The following is a 22,007-nucleotide window of genomic DNA, read 5'->3' on the forward strand; positions in this document are numbered from 1 at the left end:
AATGGCCGTCGTCTCGTCCGGCCCGTCCACCGGTCCTAGTCCTGCCCGGGGGTCAGCCAGGAGCGGATGCAGCGCTCCAGCACCCGGCCGAGGAAGCCGACCAGCTCGGTCCGCATGCCGGGATGGAACATCTCCGGGTCGCGGCTGCCGAGGGCCAGGACGCAGGGCGGCACCTCCGGCGACACGTTCAGGCGGACCAGCGCCTGGCTGCGCACCAGCCCGGCGCCGGCGCCGAACAGCGCCTCCTCGCCGGCGATGTCCGATTCGAGCATCAGCTCCTGCCCGCCCAGGCGGCGGCCGACCTCGCCGGGGCCGACGATGCGGACCTCGGCGCTGTGCGGCGGCGATTCCTCGCCCTCCGTCGCCTCGACCAGCAGCGTGACCACGTCGAGGTCGAGCAAGACCGCGAGGTCGGTCGACACCGTGTGGATCAGCTGCTCGAAGCTCTCCGCATCCAGCAGGAACAGGATCGCGGCATGCACCCGGTTCTGGGTGTTGTGGTTGGCGCGGCTGGCGCCGATGAAGGCGCGCTGCTGCTCCTTCAGCCGGTCGACCTGGCCGCGCAGCCTTTCGGCCTGGAAGCCCTGCAGGTCGATCACCCCGTCGCCGCGGTCGCGCGGCGGCAGGGCGAGGCGGCCCAGCAGATCCGGGTGCTGGACCAGGAAGTCCGGATGAGCCAGCAGCCAAGCCGAGATGTCCGCCGCGGTAAGGGTGGGGGCGTCCGGCTGCTTCACTTCCTGTGCCAACGGCCCGCCCTCACGCCGTCTTCTTGACGGCGGCGAGCTCCTGCTCGTCGAGGATGCTCTGGCCGGTCTTCGCCCAGTCGGCGACGAAGGCGGACAGGCCCTTGTCGGTCAGCGGGTGGCTGAACAGCGAGCGCAGCGCCGCCGGCGGCAGGGTGCCGACATGGGCGCCCAGCTTCGCGGCCTCGATCACATGCCGCGGGCCGCGGATCGAGGCGACCAGCACCTGGGTCTTGATATCCGGATACTGACGATAGATCTGGACGATGTCGGCGATCAGCGCCATGCCGTCCTCGCCGACGTCGTCGAGCCGGCCGACGAAGGGCGAGATGAAGGTGGCGCCCGCCTTGGCGGCGAGCAGCGCCTGGCCGGCCGAGAAGCACAGCGTGACGTTGACCATGGTGCCGGCGTCGGACAAGGTGCGGCAGACCTTGAGCCCGGCGGGCGTCAGCGGCACCTTGACCGCGATGTTCTTCGCGATCTTGGACAGCTTGCGGCCCTCGGCCATCATGGTGTCGAAGTCGGTCGCGGCGACCTCGGCCGAGACCGGCCCCTTCACCACCTCGCAGATCTGCGGGATCAGGTCCAGGAACTTGGCCCCGGACTTGGCGATCAGGGAGGGGTTGGTGGTCACCCCATCGACCAGGCCGGTGGAGGCCAGGTCACGGATTTCGTTGAAGTCGGCGGTATCGATGAAGAACTTCATGGGCCTCGTTCCAATGGCCAGCGGTCGCTTCGGGCCGATGCGCGGCACCGGTGTCGGCCCGCGGGGGCAAGTCTAGCCGATGGCGGAGTCCGAGGCCACAGCAGCGACGCCGATCGAGGAGGAGAGTGGCTCGATCGCCACGGTCCGGGTGCTGCTGCCGCTGCCGCTGGCAGAAGCTTACGATTACGCGGTGCCGGAGGGCCTGGATCTTGCGCCCGGCAGCTATGTCGAGGTGCCGCTCGGCCGGCTGCGGCGGATCGGTGTGGTCTGGGGCCCGGGCACCGGCAAGGTCGCCCTGGCCCGGCTGAAGCCGGTGCTGCACCGCTTCGACCTGCCGCCGCTGCCGGAGGTGGCGCGCAGCTTCATCGATCGGGTCGCCCGCTACACCCTGTCGCCCCCCGGCGCGGTGCTGCGCATGACCCTGTCCTCGACCGGGGCGCTGGAGCCGCCGAAGCCGATCACGGCCTATCGCCGCGCGGACCTGCCGCCCGAAGGCGCCAAGCTCAGCGCCGCCCGGCGGCGGGTGCTGGCGGTGCTGGAGGACGGGCCGCCGCGGCTGCCGGCCGAGCTGGCGCGTGAGGCCGGCTGCGGCTCCGGCGTGATCAAGGGGATGGCCGAGGCCGGGCTTCTGGAGACAGTGCTGCTGCCCGGCTTCGACCCGGTGCCGCAGCCGGACCTCGCCCGGCCGCGGGCGGTGCTGGGCGAGGCTCAGCGCGAGGCGGCGGACCGGCTGATCGATGCGGTCGCCGATGGCGGCTATTCGACTACGCTGCTTGACGGCGTCACCGGCTCGGGCAAGACCGAGGTCTATTTCGAAGCGGTGGCGGCGGCGCTGGCGGCCGGAAGGCAGGTGCTGGTGCTGCTGCCGGAGATCGCGCTGTCGGCGCATTGGCTCGACCGCTTCGCCGCCCGCTTCGGCGTCCGGCCGACCGAATGGCATTCCGAGCTGGGCCCGCCCCAGCGCCGGCGCAACTGGCGGGCCGTGGCGTTCGGCGAGGCGCGCGTCGTGGTCGGCGCCCGCTCGGCCCTGTTCCTGCCCTATCCCGATCTCGGCCTGATCGTGGTCGATGAGGAGCATGAGAGCGCCTTCAAGCAGGAGGACGGCGTCGTCTACCAGGCCCGCGACATGGCGGTGCTGCGCGGCCATCTCGGCGGCTTTCCGGTGGTGCTGGCCTCGGCCACGCCGTCGCTGGAGACGCTGGCCAATGTCGAGGCCGGGCGCTACGCCGCGCTGGAGCTGCCGTCGCGGCACGGCGCGGCGCGGCTGCCGGCGGTGAGCGCGATCGACATGCGCCGCGAATCGCCGCCGCGCGGCCGCTTCCTGTCGCCGACCCTGCGCGAGGCGGTGGTGGAGACGCTGGCGGCGGGGGACCAGGCGATGCTGTTCCTCAATCGCCGCGGCTATGCGCCCCTGACCCTGTGCCGGCACTGCGGCCACCGCTTGGAATGCCCGCACTGCACCGCCTGGCTGGTCGAGCATCGCCTGGCCGGGCGGCTGGAATGCCACCATTGCGGCCACCGCGCGCCGCTGCCCAAGGCCTGCCCGTCCTGCCACACCGAGGGCAGCTTCGCCGCCTGCGGCCCGGGGGTTGAGCGGATCGCCGAGGAGGTCGACGCGACGCTGCCGGAGGCGCGCTGGCAGATCGTCGCCTCCGACACCTTCTCCGGCCCCCAGGCGATCGCCGACCTGACGGCGGATCTCGACAGCGGCGCGGTCAACCTGCTGATCGGCACCCAGATCCTGGCCAAGGGACACAACTTCCCGGGCCTGACCCTGGTCGGGGTGGTCGACGCCGACCTCGGCCTCGCCGGCGGCGACCTGCGGGCGGCGGAGCGGACCTGGCAGCTGCTGCACCAGGTCGGCGGCCGGGCGGGGCGGGGAGAGAAGCCGGGACGGGTGCTGCTGCAGAGCTTCATGCCCGACCACCCGGTGATGCAGACCCTGGTGGTCGACGACCGCGACGGCTTCCTGGCGTCGGAGGCGGAGGCGCGGCGGTCGCGCGGCCTGCCGCCCTACGGCAAGCTGGTGGCGCTGATCGTCTCCGGCCCCGACCGCGGCGCGGTCGATCGGGTGTCGCAGGATCTCGGCCGGGCGGCGCCGCAGGGCGACGGGCTGATGGTGCTGGGGCCGGCCGACGCGCCGTTGGCGATGCTGCGCGGCCGCCACCGCCGCCGCCTGCTGCTGAAGGCGGACCGGCGGATCACGGTGCAGCCGCTGGTGGCGGAGTGGGTGTCGCGGGTCCAGGTGCCCGGCACGGTGCGGGTGCAGGTCGACATCGACCCGTACAGTTTTCTATGAGTGTGGCCAGCAGAGTGAAGCAGGCCCCTTTAACTCTCCGTCATGGCGAGGCGCGCAGCGCCGTGGCCATCCAGAAATCGGGCCGCTGGATGGCCACGCCCCTTCGGGGCTCGCCATGACGAATTAGCATTTACAAGTCTTGGCGAACATCGACGCCGGTCACTTGGTCGCCCGGCTTATGCGGGCGTGGGTGGGGCTCATCAATGGCCCCACATCTCGTAGATCTCGTCCTTGGTCATGACGCGCCCGCCCGGTCCTGCTTCCGCGGCGACGGTGGCAGCGATCCGCGCGATCCGATCCGCTAGGGGCTCCTCCCTCGCATCGCTGGACGACTCGTCCTCCGATCCATGAGTGGCAGTCTCGATCGGCAGTTCGCTCAGCTCCAGCCGGTTGCCCGCCGGGTCGCGGGTGAACAGGCGGCGGTAGTTGACCGGCGGCCGCGGGTCGTGCTCGATCGGCGCCCCGGCGGTGCGCAGCCGGGCCTCGGCCGATTCCAGGTCGGTGACGATGAGGCAGAGATGGCGGTCCGCCGCCAGCTGCTCGGCCCGGCCGGGCGCGTCCGGCGACAGGTGGATCTCGGCGCTGCCGACCCGCAGCCAGGCGCCCTGGCTGCGCCGGCCCTGCGGCTTCGACAGCAGCTCCAGACCCAGCGTCTCGACATAGAAGCGCACCGTCTCGGCCTCCAGCTCGGCCGGGAAGGTCAGGTTGACATGGTGCAGGGCGAGGATGGCCATCCGCCGTCCTAGTTGCCTGGCCGCCCCAAAAGCTGGGCGAAGGCGGCCAGGACGGTGGCGTAGACGTCGCGCTTGAACGGCACGATCTCGGCCAGCACCCGGTCCGGCGCCGACCAGCGCCAGGCGTCGAACTCCGGGTGCTCGGTCTCGATGTCGATGTCGCTGTCCTCGCCCAGGAAGCGCAGCGCCACCCAGCGCTGCTCCTGGCCGCGGTAGCGGCCGCCCCAGACCTTGCCGACCAGGTGGTCGGGCAGGTCGTAGCGGGTCGCCTCCGGCGCCTCGGCCAGGAACTCGGCGCGATCGGTGCCGATCTCCTCCTTCAGCTCGCGGAAGGCGGCCTGGCGCACCGTCTCGCCCTTGTCGATGCCGCCCTGCGGCATCTGCCAGCCGTCGGGCGTGTCGCGACGGCGCGCCACGAAGACGCGGCCGTCGCGGTCGAGCAGCATGATGCCGACGCAGGGCCGGTAGGGCAGGGAGTCCCTCGGCTTGTCCGGCATCGGCATGGTGCGGCGGCCTAGCCCGCCTGTCCCTTCTGGAACAGCGCCAGGCCGCGCAGCAGGTCGAGCGCCCGCGACAGCTGGTAGTCGACATCCGCGGGCTTGTTCGCGTCGGCCGCGCCGTCGGTCGGCGGCGACGCCGCCTTGTCCTGGCCCGGGGTGGCGGGCTTGTCGGTCTGGGCGCCACCGCCGGCCGGCGGCGGCGTCGGGGCCTTCTCCTCGGTGCCGCCCTCGGCCGGCGCCGTCTGCTTGTTGTCGTTGTTCAGCGCGCCCTTCAGGTCGGCCTCGCGGTAGCCGCGCATCTGCGCGATCTCCTCGATCCGGGCCTGCTGCACCTCGATGTCCGGGGTGATGCCGAGCTGCTGTATCGACCGGCCGGACGGGGTGTAGTAGCGCGCCGTGGTCAGCCGCATCGCGCCATGGCCCGGCAGCGGGATGATGGTCTGGACCGAGCCCTTGCCGAAGCTCTGCGTCCCCATCAGCACGGCGCGGTGGTGGTCCTGCAGCGCGCCGGCCACGATCTCCGACGCCGAGGCCGAGCCGCCATTGATCAGCACCACCAGCGGCAGGCCGTCGGCCAGGTCGCCCGGGGTGGCGTTGTAGCGCTGCGCCTGGTCGGCCTTGCGCGACCGGGTCGAGACGATCTCGCCCTTGTCGAGGAAGGCGTCGGACACGGCGATCGCCTGGTCCAGCAGGCCGCCCGGGTCGTTGCGCAGGTCCAGGACATAGCCCTGCAGCTTGTCGCCGAGCTTCTTCTTGATGTCGGCGATGCCGCGCTTCAGCCCGTCCTCGGTGCGCTCGGTGAAGCTAGTAATGCGGATGTAGCCGACGTCGCCCTCGGTCCGCCAGCGCACCGATTCCACCGGGATGGTGGCGCGCGCCAGGGTCAGGTCGAAGGGCTCCTGGTCGCCGCGGCGGACGGTGATGACGATGTTGCTGCCCACCGGGCCGCGCATCTTATCGACCGCCTCGTTGAGGCTCATATTGACGATCGGCTTGCCGTCGATGGCGATGATCAGGTCGCCGGCCTGGACCCCGGCCTTGGCGGCGGGGGTGTCGTCAATCGGCGACACCACCTTCACCACCCCGTTCTCCATCGTCACCTCGATGCCGAGGCCGCCGAAGCTGCCGCGGGTCTGGGACTGCATGTCCTGGAACTCGTCCGAGTTCAGGAAGTTGGAGTGCGGATCCAGCGAGGTCAGCATGCCGTTGATCGCGGCCTCGATCAGCTGCTTGTCGCTGACCTGCTCGACATATTCCGCGCGCACCCGCTCGAACACCTCGCCGAACAGGTCGAGCTGCTTGTAGGTGTCGGTGGAGTCGTTGCTCGTCGCGGCCTTATCGGGCGCCTTGTCCTGCGCCCAGCCTTCGAAGGTCAAGGTATGCCCGCCGACGAAGGCCAGGCCCATCAGGGCCCCGATGGCGACGGCGCTCAGGTGCTTCTTCATGCTTGCCCTCGCTGGCGGCCAGGTCGCCAGGCGCTCGAGTCAATCGGCCGACCGGCCGTCTCCGGAACGGAGGGGCGGCTGGCCAGGGTGGACGCCCGTCGATGATATCTGCCGGGTTTCGGCGGGATCAAGTTACCTGACGTCCATATTTACGGTTTCGCGTCACCATGCCGCCTGATTGTGTCGGTCAGGCGGCGTCGATGAGGCTGCGCCCGGTCATCTGCTCCGGCTGCGCCAGCTCCATCAGCTGCAGCAGGGTCGGTGCCACATCGGCCAGCTTGCCGTCGTGCAGCGCGCGCCTCGGTCCCGGCGCGTTGACCAGGAGCACCGGCACCTTGTTCAGCGTGTGCGCGGTGTGCGGTCCGCCGGTGGTGGGATCGCGCATCAGCTCGGCGTTGCCGTGGTCGGCGGTGACGAGCATGGCGCCGCCCTGGCGCCGGACCGCGGCCTCGACCTTGCCGAGGCAGGTGTCGACCGTCTCGCACGCCTTGATCGCAGCTTCCAGGATGCCGGTGTGGCCGACCATGTCCGGGTTGGCGAAGTTGACCACCACCAGGTCGTATTTGCCGCTGTCGATGGCCGCCACCAGCTTCTCGCACACCTCCGGCGCCGACATCTCCGGCTGCAGGTCGTAGGTCGCAACCTTGGGCGAGGGCACCATGATGCGGTCCTCGCCGGGGAATTGCGTCTCCTCGCCGCCGTTGAAGAAGAAGGTGACGTGCGGGTATTTCTCGGTCTCGGCGGCGCGCAGCTGGGTCTTGCCGGCCTCCGCCACCACCTCGCCCAGGCCCTTGTCGATCGATTTCGGCGGGAAGATCGCCGACATGAAGCCATTCAGCAGGTCGGAATACTCGACCAGGCCGCAGGCATCGGCGAAGCGGATCGGGGTGCGGGCGAAGCCGTCGAAGGCCGGGTCCAGCAGCGCCTGCAGGATCTCGCGCACCCGGTCGGCGCGGAAATTGGCGCACAGCACGCCGTCGCCGTCCTTCATGCCGGCATAGAAGCCGATCACGCTCGGCAGGATGAACTCGTCGCCGGTGTCGGCCTTGTAGGCCGCCTCGACCGCGGCGACCGGGTCCGGCGCCGCCTCGCCCCTGGCCTCGGCGACGGCGCGATAGGCCTTCTCCACCCGCTCCCAGCGCTTGTCGCGGTCCATGGCGTAGTAGCGGCCGTCGACCGTGGCGACGCGGGCGTTCGGCAGCCCGTCGATGTCCTTCAGGAAGCGGCGCAGATAATCGGCGCCGGCGCGGGGTGGAGTGTCGCGCCCGTCGGTATAGGCGTGGACCGCGACCGGCACGCCGGCTTCGGCGACGATCCTGGCGAGCGCCGCGATCTGGTCCTGATGCGCGTGCACGCCGCCGGGCGACAGCAGGCCCATCAGGTGGCAGGTGCCGTCGGAGGCCTTCAGCGCATCGATATGCTTGCGCAGCGCCTTGGCCTTGGCCAGCGAGCCGTCGGCGATGGCGTTGAAGATCATCTGCAGGTCCTGGAACACCACCCGGCCGGCGCCGAGATTCATGTGCCCGACCTCGGAATTGCCGATCTGGCCATGCGGCAGGCCAACGGCCTCCTCGCTGGCCTGCAGGAAGGCGTGCGGCTCCGCGGCCCACAGCCGGTCGAAATTCGGCGTGTCGGCCAGGCGCACGGCGTTGTCCGCCTCCTCCTCGCGCCAGCCCCAGCCGTCGAGGACGCAGAGGACGACGGGCCGAGGGGCGTCTGGACGGGGTGGGGTCGCTGCGCTCATCGCATGTCCTTTCGCGGAATCCGCCCTTCATGTATCGATTGGCGCCGCCGGCACAAGGGCGTTTCGCCCCGGTGGCCCGGAACGGAGGCGGCATGGCAAGGTTCGGCACCCGATGGCTCCCCGCGGCCCTGCTGCTCGCCGGCTGTGCCGGTCCCGTGGTCGGCGCAGCCTATGACACCAAGGATCCGGTCGACCGCTGGCAGGCGGCGCTGCGGGCCAATGCCGCGCGCTATGTCTGCGGCGCGGCGCTGGAGGAGGGACGGGAGAGCCGGCTGGCCGACGCCCTGATCGAGGCCCAGCGCCAGGCGACCGAGGCGCTGGCCAAGCGGGAGGACACGGTGCCGACCGATCCGGAGGTGCTGGGCGACATCGCGTCCCGTCGCACGCAGCAGGAACGGGTGGTGCGCGATGCGGTCGCAGCGCGCGGCTGCACCGATCCGCAGATCATGGACCTGATCGGCTTGGCCGAACGTTTGTCCGCAGGTCAGGCCTGACCTGCCAGAGATTTTGACGGAGGAAGCGATGCGCATCACGCGCCTCGGATCGGCCGCGGTGGTCGCGGTTCTCGCCCTCGGGGGCTGCAACGAGCAGGGCTATATCGACCCCGGCTCCCCCGGCACTTCCGGCACCCTCGGCTATTCCAGCTATTCCGGGCCGGGGCGGGTACCGCAGCAGGCGGGCTATGCCGGCGACGCCCTGCAGCGCTACGACGCCATGGTCCGGGCCGAGGCCGCGGCGCGGTCCTGCCGGGTGCGGCTCGACCCGCAGCAGGAGCAGCGCTTCGGCGCGGTGCTGTCTCAGGCCGAATCCGATGCGGCCGGGCAGCTCGCCGGCGCCTCGGGCGCTCCGGGTAATGACTCCGCGGTCTGGCAGGAGCTCGGCTCCCGGCGCGCCGCGAATGAGCGCGACGCCGCCAGCCTGGCCCGCCAGCGCGGCTGCCGCTCCGGCCCGGTCGAGGAATTGATCGGCGCCTACCGCAACTTCGCGGCGACGGGCTGAGGGTCTCAAGGCCCGAACAGGACCCGGAACATGATCCGCCCCGGAACGGCGAAGGCGACGATCAACGGGATGCCGAGGGCGAAGTAAGCGATCTTCCGCATGATCCGGCGGTGCCGCTCGACATCGTGCCGCCGGGCGGCGCCGACCGCCTGCCACAGGCTGGCCAGAGTGAGCACGGCCAGGAGGTGAAGCCAGCTCACCGGCCCGATATGCGGCGGGACCGGGCGGTCCAGGATGAAGAGCGCGCTGACGCAGCCGACGACGAGCGCCGCGACCCAGATCCAGCCCATGGCGCGATGGCGCGGCGTCCCCTTCGGCAGGATCAGCTGCAGCGGCGCCAGGACGACCGCGATGCAGACCGCGGCGACGTGAAGCTGGATGACGAGCGGGGCATCCAGCAGCGGCGCGAGCGACACGACCATTCCCATTCTTGTCATGCCCGGGCTTGACCCGGGCATCCGGAGACTGTCGACATCTTCTGGATTGCCGGGTCAAGCCCGGCAATGACAGCAAAGGGACCGGGCCTTCCCTAAGCCCGATGGTACGGGTGCCCGCTCAGGATGGTCTGGGCGCGGTAGATCTGCTCCGCCAGCATCGTCCGGGCCAGCATGTGCGGCCAGGTCAGGCGGCCGAAGGACAGCAGCAGATCGGCCCGGTCGCGCACGGCGTCCTCATGGCCGTCGGCGCCGCCGATCAGGAAGGCTGCCTCGGCGCGGCCCTCGTCGCGCCAGCGGCCGAGCAGCCGGGCGAAGCCGGCGCTGTCGAGGTCGCGGCCGCGCTCGTCCAGCGCCACCACGGCGGCACCGGCCGGAACCGCGGCCAGCAGCAGCGCAGCCTCTTCCCGCTTCAGCGCGGCGCCGGACAGAGCCTTGCGGGCCTCGACCTCGCGCAGGGTCAGCGGCCAGGCGGAGCGGCCGGCATAGTCGTCGAACAGATCGCGCAACGGCCCCGGACGGGAGCGGCCGACCGCGGCAATGGTCAGCCGCATCTGGGAACCGTCAGGATCAGGCCGTGCCAGCGATGCGGGTCACCCGCTCCGCGTCGTCGTCCCACATCTTCTCGAGGGCGTAGAAATCGCGCACCTCGGGGCGGAACAGATGGACGACCACGTCGCCGGCGTCGATCAGCACCCAATCGCCGCGCGCCTGACCCTCGACCTGGACCGGGCCGGGGGCCAGCGGCTTCAGCTTCTCCAGCAGATGGTCGGCCATGGCGGCGACCTGGCGCGAGGAGCGGCCGGTGGCGATGATCAGGCTGTCGGCGATGGAGGACCGGCCGGTCAGGTCGATCACGACCAGATCTTCGGCCTTGTCGTCGTCGAGCGACGTCAGAGCAGTCTCAAGCAGGGGCCGGGCAAGGCTGGCGGCGAGGCCCGGCGGCAGACGCCCGGCTTCGGCCCGGGGCGTCTCGGTGTTCGGTCGTATGGCGTTCACCTCATGGTTGTGCGGCGGCACGGCGCTGATGCGCCGCGGCGTCGGCGGGGTCGGGGCGAAGCTGCCGCGCGGCCCTCAGCGCCGTGGCCGAGGCCGGGTGACGCTTCGCCAGGAAGAACACCCAGGCCGGTGCGGCCGTTCCGGCCAATGCCCGGGTGTGATCCTGGTCGATGCGCGCCCGCGCGAATCGCTGCGCCGCCAATCCCGACAACGCCCTTAGAGAATAGGTAGGACGGTCGTATACGGCAACCGGCACGGTCTCGAAGATTTTCGTCCAGCGCTGCCAGTGGCGGATCTGCGCCAGGTTGTCGGCGCCCATCAGCCAGACGAACTCGGTCCGCGGGAAGCGGGCGGTCAGCGCCCGCAGCGTGTCGGCGGTGTAGCGGGTGTCCAGCTCGGTCTCGATCCCGGTGACGACGATGCGCGGGTGGCGGGCGGCGCGGCGGGCGGAGTCGATCCGCTCGGCGAAGGGCGCCATGCCGGCGGACGGCTTCAGCGGGTTCTGCGGCGACACCAGCCACCACACCGCGTCCAGCCCCAGCCGCTTCATCGCCTCCAGGCTGATGTGCCGGTGCCCGTCATGGGCCGGGTTGAACGACCCGCCGAGCAGCCCGACACGGCAGCCGTCCCAGATCCGGCCATGCCGGGGGTTGGGCGGGGTCAGCATGGTCGGATCCCGCCTGCTAGATGGGCGGTGGCATCATCCATCCGCCCTCTCCCCCCGCGGGCTACGGCATCCACACATCGATCAGTGAGACCGACCGCAGGTATGCGAGCAGATTGCCTCTCCCGCTTGCGGGAGAGGTCGGACATCCGAAGGATGTCCGGGTGAGGGGATAGCGGCCTCCCCGAAAGCACAGCTCTGCCAAGAGCGAGCGCATGATCCCCCCCATCCTGAAACGCTGATCCTGGTGTCGCGGCCGAGCCGCCCTCACCCGGTCTCGCTGCGCGAGCCCGACCTCTCCCGCAAGCGGGAGAGGCAACGAACAGAGCCCGGCCAGCGTGCGGATGAGATGTGTGAATCCGATAGCCCCCGCGGGAGGGGGTAGGAGGAGGGGGCTCTCGAAGGCCGGACGGATGCTTCAAAATCTGCGGGTGTTCAAAGACGACCGTCCGCCGGTTCATGCGGCGGCACACCCCTCCCCCTGCCCCCTCCCGCAAGGGGAGGGGGAGAGTGGACGGCAAGGGCATTGCTGGCTGGTGCAATCGAGGGTGATCCCGCCGGCCGTCAGGGCCGGGTCTGGCCGGTGCCGCGGACGAGGTATTTGTAGCTCGTCAGCTGCTCGGTGCCGACCGGGCCGCGGGCGTGCAGCCGGCCGGTGGCGATGCCGATCTCGGCGCCCATGCCGAACTCGCCGCCATCGGCGAACTGGGTCGAGGCGTTGACCAGCACGATGGCGCTGTCGACCCGGGCCAGGAACGCCTCGGTAGCAGCCTCGTCGGCGGTGACGATGCCGTCGGTGTGATGGCTGCCGTGCAGGTTGACGTGCTCGATCGCAGCGTCCAGCCCGTCCACCGTCTTCACCGACAGGATGGCGTCGAGATACTCGGTGTCCCAGTCGTCGTCGGAGGCGGCGACGACGCGCGGGTCGATCGCCTGGACCACGGTGTCGCCGCGGATCTCGCAGCCGGCCTCGATCAGGTCGTCGAGGATCGGCCGCAGCATCGTCCCGGCGACGCTGCGGTCGATCAGCAGCGTCTCGGTCGCGCCGCAGACGCCGGTGCGCCGCATCTTGGCGTTGTAGACGACGCGCCGCGCCATCTCCGGGTCGGCGGCCTCGTGCACATAGGTGTGACAGATGCCGTCCAGGTGCCACAGCACCGGAATCCGGCTGTCCGCCGCCACCCGGGCGGTCAGCGACTTGCCGCCGCGCGGGATCACCACGTCGACGAACTCGGTCAGGCCCAAGAGCTCGCCGACCGCGGCTCGGTCGCGGGTCGGCACCAGCTGCACGGCGCCGCGCGGCAACCCGGCCTTCTTCAGCCCGTGCCCGACCGCGGCGGCGATGGCGGTGGAGCTGCGGAAGCTTTCCGAGCCGCAGCGCAGGATGCAGGCATTGCCGGATTTGAGGCACAGCGCGGCGGCGTCGGCGGTGACGTTGGGCCGGCTCTCGAAGATCACGCCGATGACGCCGAGCGGCACCCGCACCCGCTGGATGCGCAGACCGTTCGGCTGGGTCCAGTCGGCCAGCACCGTGCCGATCGGGTCGGGCAGGGCGGCCACCGCCTCCAGCCCCTGGGCGATCGCCTCGATCCGCGTCTCGTCCAGCGCCAGCCGGTCGAGGAAGGACCCGGCGACGCCGTTCCGCCGCGCCTCGGCCATATCCTCGGCATTGGCCGCCAGGATCAGGTCGCGGTCGTCGCGGATCGCCGTCGCCGCCGCCGCCAGCGCCGCATCCTTCTGCGGTCGCGGCGCCAGCGCCAGCGCGGCGGCGGCGCTGCGCGCGGCGGCGCCCAGGCGGCGCATCAGCTCGGCGGTGGTCTCGGTGTCGGCGTCGAACAGGGCGGTCATCGTGCAGGCTTCCAGGGTCGATGCCGCAGCCTAGCGCAGAGTTCCGCCGGTTTCACTGCGCTTCGGCCGCAGGGGCGCCATGCCCGCCGGTGCCATGGCCGTTGTGGCTGCGATCCTCGGCCGGGCCGCGGAACTCGGCCAGGTTGAGGGCGGTGTTGATCACCCCGATATGGCTGAAGGCCTGCGGGAAGTTGCCGAGCTGGCGCCGCGCGATCGGATCGTACTCCTCCGCCAGCAGGCCGACATCGTTGGCCAGGCCGAGCAAGCGCTCGTACAGCACGGTGGCGCGGTCGACGGCGCCGATCATGGCCAGAGCGTCGGCCAGCCAGAAGCTGCAGACCAGGAAGGTGCCCTCCTCGCCGGCCAAGCCGTCGACGCCCGACTCCGTCTCGTAGCGCCGGGCCAGGCCATCCACGGTCAGCTCGCGCTCGATCGCCTCGACCGTGCTGATCACCCGCGGATCGTCCGGCGGCAGGAAGCCCACCATCGGGATCTGCAGCAGCGCCGCGTCCAGCATCTCCGACCCATAGGACTGGGTGAAGCTGTTGCGCTTCTCCGAGAAGCCCTTGGTGCAGATCTCGGCATGGATGCGGTCGCGCAGCGCCCGCCAAGCCTTGACCGGCCCCTCCAGCCCGAACTGCTCGACCGCCTTGATCGAGCGGTCGAAGGCGACCCAGGCCATCACCTTGCTGTGCACGAAGTGCCGCCGGGGCCCGCGGATCTCCCACAGCCCCTCATCCGGCTTGTCCCAGATCTTCTCGAGGTAGCCGAGCAGCACCCGCTGCACCCGCCAGGCGTCGTGCGGGTGGGTCAGGTGCTTCTTGCGGGCGACATGGATGGCGTCCAGCAGCTCGCCATAGACGTCGAGCTGCAGCTGGGCGTGGGCGCCGTTGCCGATCCGCACCGGCTTGCTGCCCTCGTAGCCGGCCAGCCACGGGATCTCCAGCTCGGTCAGCCGGCGCTCGCCGCCCAGCCCGTACATGATCTGCAGCTGTTCCGGCCGCCCGGCCGCGGCCCGGCGCAGCCAGTCGCGCCAGGACGCCGCCTCCTCGGTGAAGCCCGCGCCCAGCAGGGCGTAGAGGGTCAGGGTCGCATCGCGGATCCAGCAGTAGCGGTAGTCCCAGTTGCGCTCGCCGCCGATCTCCTCGGGCAGCGAGGTGGTGGCGGCGGCGACGATGCCGCCGGTCGGCGCATAGGTCAGCGCCTTGAGGGTGAGGGCGGAGCGCAGCACCGCCTCGCGGTAAGGGCCGTCATAGGTGCAGTGATGGGCCCAGCCGTGCCACCAGGTCTCGGTGTCGGTCAGCGACCGGAACGGGTCGATGCCGCCGGGCTCCGGCAGGTGCGACGGATACCAGGTCAGGATGAAGGGCAGCCGGTCGCCGGCCTCGACCGTGAAGTCGCCGACCGTCTTCATCGATTCGCCATGCAGCGGGATCGGCGACCGGAAGCGCAGCGCGTCGGGCCCGGCGATGGCGACGATGCCGTCCGGCCGGTGCCGCACCCAGGGCACGATACGACCGTAGTCGAAGCGGAATGCCGCCTCCATCCGCATCGGCACGCTGCCGCTGCGGCCCTCGACCAGGCGGACGATCGAGATCTCGTCCTCGCGGTGCGGGAAGGGCATGAAGTCGATCAGAGCGACGGTGCCGGCCTCGGTCTCGAACTCGGTCTCCAGCACCAGCGTGTTGTCGCGGTAGCGCCTGCGGGTCCGGGCGGCGGTGTGGCTCTCCGGCGCGATCTGCCAGTGGCCGTTCTCGGTGTCGCCCAGCAGGCGGGCGAAGACGGCGTCGGAATCGAAGCGCGGCAGGCACAGCCAGTCGATCGACCCGTCGCGGCCGACCAGCGCGGTGGTGCGGCAGTTGCCGATGATGGCGTAGTCCTCGATCCGCCCGGCCGGGCCCTTGAAGCGCCCCTCGGTGCGCACCCGCGGCTGCTTGCCGGTGGCCCGTCCCTCGGTGCCGTCGGCGTCCGGGGTGGGGACTGCGTCCGGGTGCCCTGTCAGTGACGCCATGTCGATCTCCGCTGTGTCGCCATGCCGGGGAAGGGTGGAGACGGCCGGTTTGTTCCGCTGCGCTGTTACCTTACACCGCGACGGAACGCCGCGCGCTGGGCCGGCTGCGATCGATCCGATCACCATAGCGGCCCTGATCGCGATGTCGAATAATGCGCGGCCCGACTCCTTGCGTCGGACGCGCAGCCGCCTCTCGGTTATTGCAATCTTTGACGTTGTCTTCTCAGGAACGGGCCCCAATCTTCTGATCATGAAGGCGTTGCGCATCCTGGCCCTGATCGTGGCCGTTCTCGCGGCGCCGTACGGGCCCCTCTTGGCGGCTGATGCGCCGATTCGTCTCGACGCTCTCCTCGACCAGCTCCGGACCGCCGAAGATCCGGCGGAGGCGCAGCGGCTGGAGCGGCAGATCTGGACCCAATGGCTGGCCTATGAAGGGGCCGACCCGCTGGTGCCGGACCTGCTGCGGCGCGGCAACTCTGCCCTGCAGCAGCGCGGCTATGCCCTGGCCGAAGCCGCCTTCACCGCGGTGGTCGAGCGGGCGCCGGATTTCGCCGAAGGCTGGGACCGCCGCGCGGTGGTGCGCTTCCTGCGCGGCGATTGCGACGGCGCGGTCCGCGACATCGACCGCACCCTGGCGCTGGAGCCGCGGCATTTCGGGGCGCTGTTCGGCCTCGGCCTGTGCCGGATCCTGCAGGGCGACCACCAGGCCGCGCTGGACGCCTTCGAACGGGTGCTGGCGCTGGATCCGCACTACGCCCCGGCGCAGAGCCAGGCGGCGCTGATGCGCAAGTATCTCGCCGGCTACCCGCTCTGAGAGCCCGCTTGATAATGCTACTGGCGCGGCCGTCTGATGGCGGCTTCTGCGCTTCCGGTGCTCACGGACTCAAACGTCCGCTGCGCGCCGGTTCTCGAAACCACCACCAGCCGACTCACGCCAGCGCATTCTCAAACGGGCTCTGACCCGGTTCGCCTCTTGCCGAGCGGCCGGGCCGGACCGATCTCCATATCATGCGCCGCATCCTCGCCCTGCTGCTGCCGATGCTGCTGTTCGTCCTGGCCGGCCCGACCGTGGCTCAGGACCGGGCGGCGCAGCTGGATGCGCTGTTCGACAGGCTGAAGACGGTGGCGCCTGAGGACGAGCCGGCGCTGCAGACCGAGATCTGGCAGCTCTGGTTCGCCTATGACGGCAAGGACCCGGATGTCCCGGGGCTGCTGGAGCGCGGCAACACCGCGATGGCCAGCGACGATCACGCCGTGGCCGAGGCTGCCTTCTCCGCGGTGATCGAGCGCGACCCGGCCTATGCCGAGGGCTGGAACCGGCGGGCCACCGTGCGCTATCTGCGCGGCAACATTCAGGGTTCGATCGCCGATATCGATCAGGTCCTGGCGCGCGAGCCCCGCCATTTCGGCGCGCTGTCCGGCCTCGGCTTGTGCCGGATCAAGCTCGGCGACATCCCCGGCGCGATCGAAGCCTATCGGCGGGTCCTGGTCATCGACCCGCAGATGGCCACCGCCCACGCCCAGATCGAACGGCTCACGAAGCTCCAGGCCGGGGATCCGATTTAGCGCCGCCGGCGCGACGATGCGACGTGACCAGTTAAATCGGCGGCGGCAGCCCCCACATCGAGACGATCCGCGCCGCCACCGGAGGTTCAGCCGCGATGTCGATCCGCCCCATCTTCGGCGACGGGCAGCTCCGGGCCTGCGAGGACGCGACGGTCCAGCTGCACCAAGCCTCCTGGTTCGGCTCCAGGGTGCTGTTCGACCACCGGCGCTGGGTGTGCCGCGAGGTCGAGATGCGCTGGTCCGCGCCGCGGCACCTCCTGGTCGTGACCGATGCCGGCCGGACCGCCGGCACCCGCATCCAGGCGGACGGCAGGCTCCTGTTCGACGGTCCCGACCGGCCGGGCGTCTTCACCTTCGTCCCGGCCGGCGCCGAGCGGACCGGCGTCTATCGCGATGCCGATCTCTCCTATTCCGCCCTGTGGATCGACCCCGCCTGGGATCGTGCCGGCCGCCTGGCCGACCTGCCGATCCTGGTGAACCGCAGCGATGCCGTGATCGGCACACTGATCGGGGCGCTGCAGGCCGAGATCGCGCTCGGCTGCCGGCCCGATGCCACCTATGTCGAGCACCTGCTGGCCCTGCTGGGATACCGGCTGGCGGCGCTGGACCATGCCCCGCCGCCGCCATCGCGCCATGGGCGGCTCGGCCGCCGGGCTTTGGCGCGGGTCCAGGACCATGTGGCCGCCCACATCGCCGACGAGATCTCGCTGACCGGCATGGCCGAAGCCGCCGGCATGGGCACGGATAGCTTCGCCCGCCGCTTCAAGGCCACGACCGGTGTGGCGCCCTATGCCTTCGTGCTGGAGGAGCGGATCCGCCGGGCCGAAGCGCTGCTGGCCGACGCCGCCCTGCCGATCGGGACCATCGCCATCCGCCTCGGCTTTTCGAGCCAGAGCCACTTCACCGCCACCTTCCGGCGCCTCCGCGGCATCAGCCCCCGAGACCACCGGGCGCGGATTCTTCCTGAATCCTGACAGGCCGGCCGGTTTCCTGACAGCGGCAGGCGGGCGCCGCCCCCACCTCCCCGACATCGACGACGACCGGTTCCGGTCTCGTCCCGCAGACGGGGATGCTCCATGGCCGCAGCTGACGGCAACACCGGGCCGACGCGCCGTTCCGTGCTGGAGGCCGGTGCCGCGGCCAGCCTGATCTTCACCGCCGCCGCGCCCGCCGCGGCGCAGCAGCCCGCGCCGATCCGGACGGCGGCGCTGCGCCTGTCGATCAACGGGCAGGAGCGGGCGGTCGAGCTGGACACGCGGACGACACTGCTCGACGCGCTGCGCAACACGCTCAGCCTCACCGGGTCGAAGAAGGGCTGCGACCACGGCCAGTGCGGCGCCTGCACCGTGCTGGTCAACGGCCGGCGGATCAATGCCTGCCTGACCCTGGCGGTGATGCATGAGGGCGACGAGATCACCACCATCGAAGGCCTGGCGCAGGACGAGGCGCTGCACCCGATGCAGGCCGCCTTCGTCGCCCGCGACGCCTTCCAGTGCGGCTACTGCACGCCCGGGCAGATCTGCTCCGCCGTCGGCATGCTGGACGAGATCGCGGCCGGATGGCCGAGCCACGCCGGCGCCGATGTCGCCGCCACCGCCGAGCTCAGCGACGCCGAGATCCGCGAGCGCATGAGCGGCAACATCTGCCGCTGCGCCGCCTATCCCAACATCGTCGCGGCGATCCGCGACGTGGGGGAGGCGTGAGCGATGCAGCCCTTCACCTATGAGCGCGCGATGGATCTGCAGGGGGCGGCCGCGGCGGTGGCGGCCCGGCCCGGGGCCCGCTTCATCGCCGGCGGCACCAACCTGCTCGACCTGATGAAGCTGGGAATCGAGCGGCCGACCCATCTGGTCGACATCAGCCGGTTGCCGCTGGACCGGATCGAGCCGACACCGCAGGGCGGCCTGCGCATCGGGGCGCAGGTGCGGAACGGCGACCTCGCCGCCGACCCGGCGGTGCGGCAGCGCTACCCGGTGCTGGCGCAGGCGCTGCTGGCCGGGGCGTCGGGGCAGATCCGCAACAAGGCCTCGACCGGCGGCAACCTGCTGCAGCGCACCCGCTGCCCGTATTTCCAGGACCTGGCGCTGCCCTGCAACAAGCGCAGCCCCGGCTCCGGCTGCGCCGCGCTGGACGGCTTCAACCGCATGCACGCCGTGCTCGGCGCGGGCAATGACTGCATCGCCGTCCACCCCTCCGACATGGCCGTGGCCCTGGCCGCGCTCGATGCCCGGGTGGAGACCATCCGGCCCGGCGGCGGGACCCGCGCGATCCCGGTGGGCCAGTTGCACCGGCCAGCCGGCACGACTCCGGATGTCGAGACGACGCTCGGCCCCGGCGAGATGATCACGGCGGTGGTCCTGCCCCCGTCGCCGCCGGGCCGGCAGCTCTACCGCAAGGTGCGGGATCGCGCTTCCTATGCCTTCGCCCTGGTCTCGGTCGCGGCCATCGTCGAGGCCGAGGGCGGCCGCATCCGCAGCGTCCGCATCGCTCTGGGCGGGCTGGCCCCGAGGCCCTGGCGCGCCGAGGAGGCGGAGCGCGCGCTGGCCGGCGCCGCCGCGGCGGACGACGGCTATCGCGCCGCCGCCGCAGCCGCCCTGGCCGATGCGCGAGGGCGGCCGGGCAACGACTTCAAGATCCAGCTGGCGCAACGGACGCTGCGGCACACCTTGGCCGCGGCCGTCGAGCGCGCGTGAGGGAATGATGGCAAACGACAGCGCCGTGATCGGCAAGCCGGTCGACCGGATCGACGGCCCCCTCAAGGTCACCGGCCGCGCGACCTACGCCTATGAGCATGTGCCGGACCAGGCGCCGGCCTACGGCGTCATCCTCGGCGCCGCCATCGCCCGCGGGCGCATCGTCGCGATCGACACGGCGGAGGCGGAGCGGGCGCCGGGCGTGCTGCATGTGATGACGCATCGCAACGCGCCGCCCCAGGCCGCCTTCGGCCCATTGGTCACCCCGACGCCGCCGGAGGTGTTCACCCGCGCCCGGCCGATGCTCGCCGACGACCGGGTGCGCTTCCATGACGAGCCGGTGGCGCTGGTGGTGGCCGAGAGCTTCGAGGCCGCCCGCGCCGCCGCCGGCCTGATCCGGGTCCGCTATGAAGAGGAGGCCGGCGCCTTCGATCTCGCCGGGCGCCTGGCCGAGGCCTATGCGCCGCCGCGGGCGAATGCCGGGTTGCAGACCGACAGCGCCGTCGGCGATTTCGAAGGCGCCTACGCCGCCGCACCGGTCCAGGTCGAGGCGCTGTACCGGACGCCCTATGAGCACCACAACCCGATGGAGCCGCACGCCACGCTGGCCGAATGGTCCGGCGACATGGTGACGATCCGCACCGGGGCGCAGACTCTGGCGAATTTCCGGGCCGGCATCGCCAACACCCTCGGCATCCCACCGGAGAACGTCCGGATCGTCAGCCCCTTCACCGGCGGCGGCTTCGGCGCCAAGCTGACGGTGCATGCCGACACGGTGCTGGCCGCCCTGGCTGCGCGCGTCCTGCGGCGCCCGGTCAAGATCGCCCTGACCCGGCAGCAGATGTTCGGCAATGCCGGGCATCGGGCGGAGATGATGCATCTGGTGCGCCTCGGCGCGGACCGGGACGGGCGGCTGACCGCCCTCGGCCACGACGTTTGCTCGGCCACCTCCCGGGTCGAGGAGTATTGCGAGCAGACCGCGGTCGTCACCCGGTCGCTCTACGCCGCCCCGAACCGGCTGACCCGGCACCGTCTGATCCCGGTCGATCTCCGCCGCGGCGAATGGATGCGCTCGCCGGGCGAGGCGCCGGGGCTGATGGCCTTCGAATGCGGCATGGACGAGCTGGCCGATCGGCTCGGACTCGACCCGATCGAGCTCAGGATCCGCAACGAGCCGGCGCAGGATCCGGAGCGCGGCGTGCCGTTCGCCAGCCGCAACCTGGTCGGCTGCCTGCGCGAGGGCGCGCGCCGCTTCGGCTGGGACCGCCGCAGCGCCGAGCCGGGGCAGCGTCGCGAGGGCCGCAAGCTGATCGGCATGGGCGTGGCGGCGGCGATCCGGCCGAACTATCTCGGCGCCGCGACCGCCCGGGTGGCGATCGATGCCCGCGCCCGGGTGACCGTGCAGCTCGACATGACCGATATCGGCACCGGCACCTACACCATCCTGGCCCAGATCGCGGCCGAGCGGCTCGGCGTGCCGCTCTCGGCGGTGACGGTCGAGCTCGGCGACACCCGCTTCCCGCGCACCGCGGGATCCGGCGGCTCATGGGGCGCCGCCAGCTCCGGCTCCGCCGTGCACCAGGCCTGCTTCGCCCTCCGCGCGAAGATCGCCGAGGCCGCGGGGATCGCCGACGGCACGCCGGACGGCATGCCGTCGGCGGATCTCCTCGCCCGTATCGCCCCGGACGGGCTCGAGGCCGAGGGTGCGTCGACCCCGATGACCGCGAACCCGGACTACAAGGCCTTCTCCCAGCACTCCCACGGCGCCCAGTTCGCCGAGGTCGCGGTCGACATCGACACCGGCGAGGTCCGGCTGCGCCGCATGCTGGCGGTGATCGACGCCGGCCGTGTGCTCAACGCCAAGACGGCGCGGTCGCAGGTGATCGGCGGCATGACCTGGGGCCTCGGCGCGGCGCTGATGGAGGAGACGCATCTCGATCCCCGCCACGGCCGCTTCGTCAACCGCGACCTCGCCGAATACCACGTCCCGGTCCATGCCGACGTGCCGGAGCTCGAGGTCGTGTTCCTGGAACAGCCCGACGAGAAGGCGAACCCGCTCGGCGCCAAGGGCCTGGGCGAGCTCGGCGTCTGCGGCGCCGGGGCGGCGGTGGCCAATGCCGTCCACAGCGCCACCGGTGTGCGGGTGCGGGATTTCCCGATCACCCTCGACAAGCTGCTGCCCGGCCTGCCCCTGGCGGACGTCTGATCCCGGCCGAGGGCCGCGCGCCCGTCAGTGGATGGTGCCGGTCGGCTTGGCAGGGGCGGGGGCGGTCTCGCGGGTCGGGCCGGCATGGTGATGCACCAGGCGCCAGCCCTCGGGCTCGCGGCTGAACACGTTGGTTGCCGCCAGGCGGTTGTCGCCGATCTTCTCGATGCACAGCACGATGGCGGTGTCGCCGTAATCCAGCACCCGCGCCGCGTCGACGGCAATGCGCGGCGGGTCCTTCAGGATCGCCGCCCAGCTCTTCATCACCGCCTCGCGCCCGGCCAGCACCGGCCAGCCCGGATGGATGCAGGCGACCGGCTGGCGGCGCGACCACAGCGTCTCCATCGCCGCCGCGTCGCCCTGCGCCAGGGCAGCGTAAAAGGCTTGGTTGGCGGCGATCGGGGAGCTGGTCATTG

At 71.4% G+C, this 22,007-nt stretch carries 22 protein-coding genes; 9 read left to right on the forward strand and 13 right to left on the reverse strand.

The window, feature by feature from the left end:
- Window positions 1-35 precede the first annotated feature (35 nt).
- A complete protein-coding gene (locus QFZ27_RS16415) occupies window positions 36-746 on the reverse strand; it encodes a DUF484 family protein (protein ID WP_429227449.1) in 711 nt (236 codons plus the stop codon).
- Window positions 747-756: 10 nt separating this feature from the next.
- Entirely contained in the window at window positions 757-1,449 is a 693-nt protein-coding gene (fsa, locus tag QFZ27_RS16420; protein WP_429227450.1) for a fructose-6-phosphate aldolase, read from the reverse strand.
- A 79-nt stretch (window positions 1,450-1,528) separates the two neighbouring features.
- Between fsa and QFZ27_RS16425 the strand changes: the two genes are divergently transcribed.
- Entirely contained in the window at window positions 1,529-3,748 is a 2,220-nt protein-coding gene (locus QFZ27_RS16425; protein ID WP_429227451.1) for a primosomal protein N', read from the forward strand.
- 200 nt (window positions 3,749-3,948) lie between these two features.
- On the opposite strand, the gene QFZ27_RS16430 is transcribed toward QFZ27_RS16425, so the two are convergent.
- The 4 genes from QFZ27_RS16430 to gpmI all read right to left on the reverse strand — a co-directional run bounded on the left by QFZ27_RS16430 (window position 3,949) and on the right by gpmI (window position 8,171).
- Window positions 3,949-4,482 carry a VOC family protein gene (locus QFZ27_RS16430; protein WP_429227452.1) on the reverse strand — a complete coding sequence of 178 codons (534 nt, stop codon included), beginning with the start codon at window positions 4,480-4,482 and terminating at the stop codon, window positions 3,949-3,951.
- Between the two features lie 8 nt (window positions 4,483-4,490).
- Window positions 4,491-4,985 carry an RNA pyrophosphohydrolase gene (locus tag QFZ27_RS16435; protein ID WP_429227453.1) on the reverse strand — a complete coding sequence of 165 codons (495 nt, stop codon included), beginning with the start codon at window positions 4,983-4,985 and terminating at the stop codon, window positions 4,491-4,493.
- Between the two features lie 11 nt (window positions 4,986-4,996).
- Entirely contained in the window at window positions 4,997-6,427 is a 1,431-nt protein-coding gene (locus QFZ27_RS16440; RefSeq protein ID WP_429227454.1) for a S41 family peptidase, read from the reverse strand.
- A gap of 187 nt (window positions 6,428-6,614) precedes the next feature.
- Window positions 6,615-8,171, reverse strand: coding sequence for a 2,3-bisphosphoglycerate-independent phosphoglycerate mutase (gene gpmI, locus QFZ27_RS16445; RefSeq protein ID WP_429227455.1), 1,557 nt, complete (start codon window positions 8,169-8,171; stop codon window positions 6,615-6,617).
- Between the two features lie 92 nt (window positions 8,172-8,263).
- Between gpmI and QFZ27_RS16450 the strand changes: the two genes are divergently transcribed.
- Window positions 8,264-8,665 (forward strand): hypothetical protein, encoded by a 402-nt coding sequence (locus QFZ27_RS16450; RefSeq protein ID WP_429227456.1) that lies wholly within the window; start codon window positions 8,264-8,266, stop codon window positions 8,663-8,665.
- Window positions 8,666-8,693: 28 nt separating this feature from the next.
- On the forward strand, window positions 8,694-9,170 hold the full coding sequence (locus tag QFZ27_RS16455; protein WP_429227457.1) for a hypothetical protein: 477 nt from the start codon (window positions 8,694-8,696) through the stop codon (window positions 9,168-9,170).
- Window positions 9,171-9,175: 5 nt separating this feature from the next.
- Here the strand turns inward: QFZ27_RS16455 and QFZ27_RS16460 are convergent, their stop codons facing one another.
- The 6 genes from QFZ27_RS16460 to QFZ27_RS16485 all read right to left on the reverse strand — a co-directional run bounded on the left by QFZ27_RS16460 (window position 9,176) and on the right by QFZ27_RS16485 (window position 15,126).
- Window positions 9,176-9,592 carry a DUF2306 domain-containing protein gene (locus tag QFZ27_RS16460; RefSeq protein ID WP_429227458.1) on the reverse strand — a complete coding sequence of 139 codons (417 nt, stop codon included), beginning with the start codon at window positions 9,590-9,592 and terminating at the stop codon, window positions 9,176-9,178.
- 107 nt (window positions 9,593-9,699) lie between these two features.
- Entirely contained in the window at window positions 9,700-10,158 is a 459-nt protein-coding gene (gene rlmH, locus QFZ27_RS16465) for a 23S rRNA (pseudouridine(1915)-N(3))-methyltransferase RlmH (protein WP_429227459.1), read from the reverse strand.
- Window positions 10,159-10,174: 16 nt separating this feature from the next.
- Complete coding sequence (rsfS, locus tag QFZ27_RS16470; RefSeq protein ID WP_306770139.1) at window positions 10,175-10,624, reverse strand: ribosome silencing factor; 450 nt, start codon at window positions 10,622-10,624, stop codon at window positions 10,175-10,177.
- The gene (locus tag QFZ27_RS16475; protein ID WP_429227460.1) at window positions 10,605-11,270 is read right to left on the reverse strand and encodes a nicotinate-nucleotide adenylyltransferase; all 666 of its coding nucleotides are present in this window, start codon (window positions 11,268-11,270) and stop codon (window positions 10,605-10,607) included. Before QFZ27_RS16475 ends, rsfS begins: the two co-directional genes overlap by 20 nt.
- A 561-nt stretch (window positions 11,271-11,831) precedes the next feature.
- Window positions 11,832-13,115, reverse strand: coding sequence for a glutamate-5-semialdehyde dehydrogenase (locus tag QFZ27_RS16480; protein ID WP_429227461.1), 1,284 nt, complete (start codon window positions 13,113-13,115; stop codon window positions 11,832-11,834).
- Window positions 13,116-13,167: 52 nt separating this feature from the next.
- Window positions 13,168-15,126: a glycoside hydrolase family 15 protein gene (locus QFZ27_RS16485; RefSeq protein ID WP_429227462.1), complete on the reverse strand. Its 1,959-nt coding sequence runs from the start codon at window positions 15,124-15,126 to the stop codon at window positions 13,168-13,170.
- Between the two features lie 250 nt (window positions 15,127-15,376).
- On the opposite strand from QFZ27_RS16485, the gene QFZ27_RS16490 reads away from it, so the two are divergent.
- From QFZ27_RS16490 to QFZ27_RS16515, 6 genes are all read left to right on the forward strand, one after another.
- Complete coding sequence (locus QFZ27_RS16490; RefSeq protein ID WP_429227463.1) at window positions 15,377-15,940, forward strand: tetratricopeptide repeat protein; 564 nt, start codon at window positions 15,377-15,379, stop codon at window positions 15,938-15,940.
- A 194-nt stretch (window positions 15,941-16,134) separates the two neighbouring features.
- Window positions 16,135-16,692, forward strand: coding sequence for a tetratricopeptide repeat protein (locus tag QFZ27_RS16495; RefSeq protein ID WP_429227464.1), 558 nt, complete (start codon window positions 16,135-16,137; stop codon window positions 16,690-16,692).
- Window positions 16,693-16,787: 95 nt separating this feature from the next.
- Entirely contained in the window at window positions 16,788-17,666 is an 879-nt protein-coding gene (locus QFZ27_RS16500) for a helix-turn-helix domain-containing protein (protein ID WP_429227465.1), read from the forward strand.
- Between the two features lie 102 nt (window positions 17,667-17,768).
- Window positions 17,769-18,395: a 2Fe-2S iron-sulfur cluster-binding protein gene (locus QFZ27_RS16505; protein WP_429227466.1), complete on the forward strand. Its 627-nt coding sequence runs from the start codon at window positions 17,769-17,771 to the stop codon at window positions 18,393-18,395.
- A gap of 3 nt (window positions 18,396-18,398) precedes the next feature.
- Window positions 18,399-19,385, forward strand: coding sequence for an FAD binding domain-containing protein (locus tag QFZ27_RS16510; RefSeq protein WP_429227467.1), 987 nt, complete (start codon window positions 18,399-18,401; stop codon window positions 19,383-19,385).
- Between the two features lie 7 nt (window positions 19,386-19,392).
- Window positions 19,393-21,591 carry a xanthine dehydrogenase family protein molybdopterin-binding subunit gene (locus tag QFZ27_RS16515; RefSeq protein WP_429227468.1) on the forward strand — a complete coding sequence of 733 codons (2,199 nt, stop codon included), beginning with the start codon at window positions 19,393-19,395 and terminating at the stop codon, window positions 21,589-21,591.
- A 24-nt stretch (window positions 21,592-21,615) separates the two neighbouring features.
- Here QFZ27_RS16515 and QFZ27_RS16520 read toward each other — a convergent pair whose 3' ends face one another.
- Entirely contained in the window at window positions 21,616-22,005 is a 390-nt protein-coding gene (locus tag QFZ27_RS16520; RefSeq protein WP_429227469.1) for a nuclear transport factor 2 family protein, read from the reverse strand.
- Window positions 22,006-22,007: the final 2 nt, after the last annotated feature.

The organism is Inquilinus ginsengisoli, from assembly GCF_050434925.1.
Lineage (GTDB): Bacteria > Pseudomonadota > Alphaproteobacteria > DSM-16000 > Inquilinaceae > Inquilinus > Inquilinus ginsengisoli_B.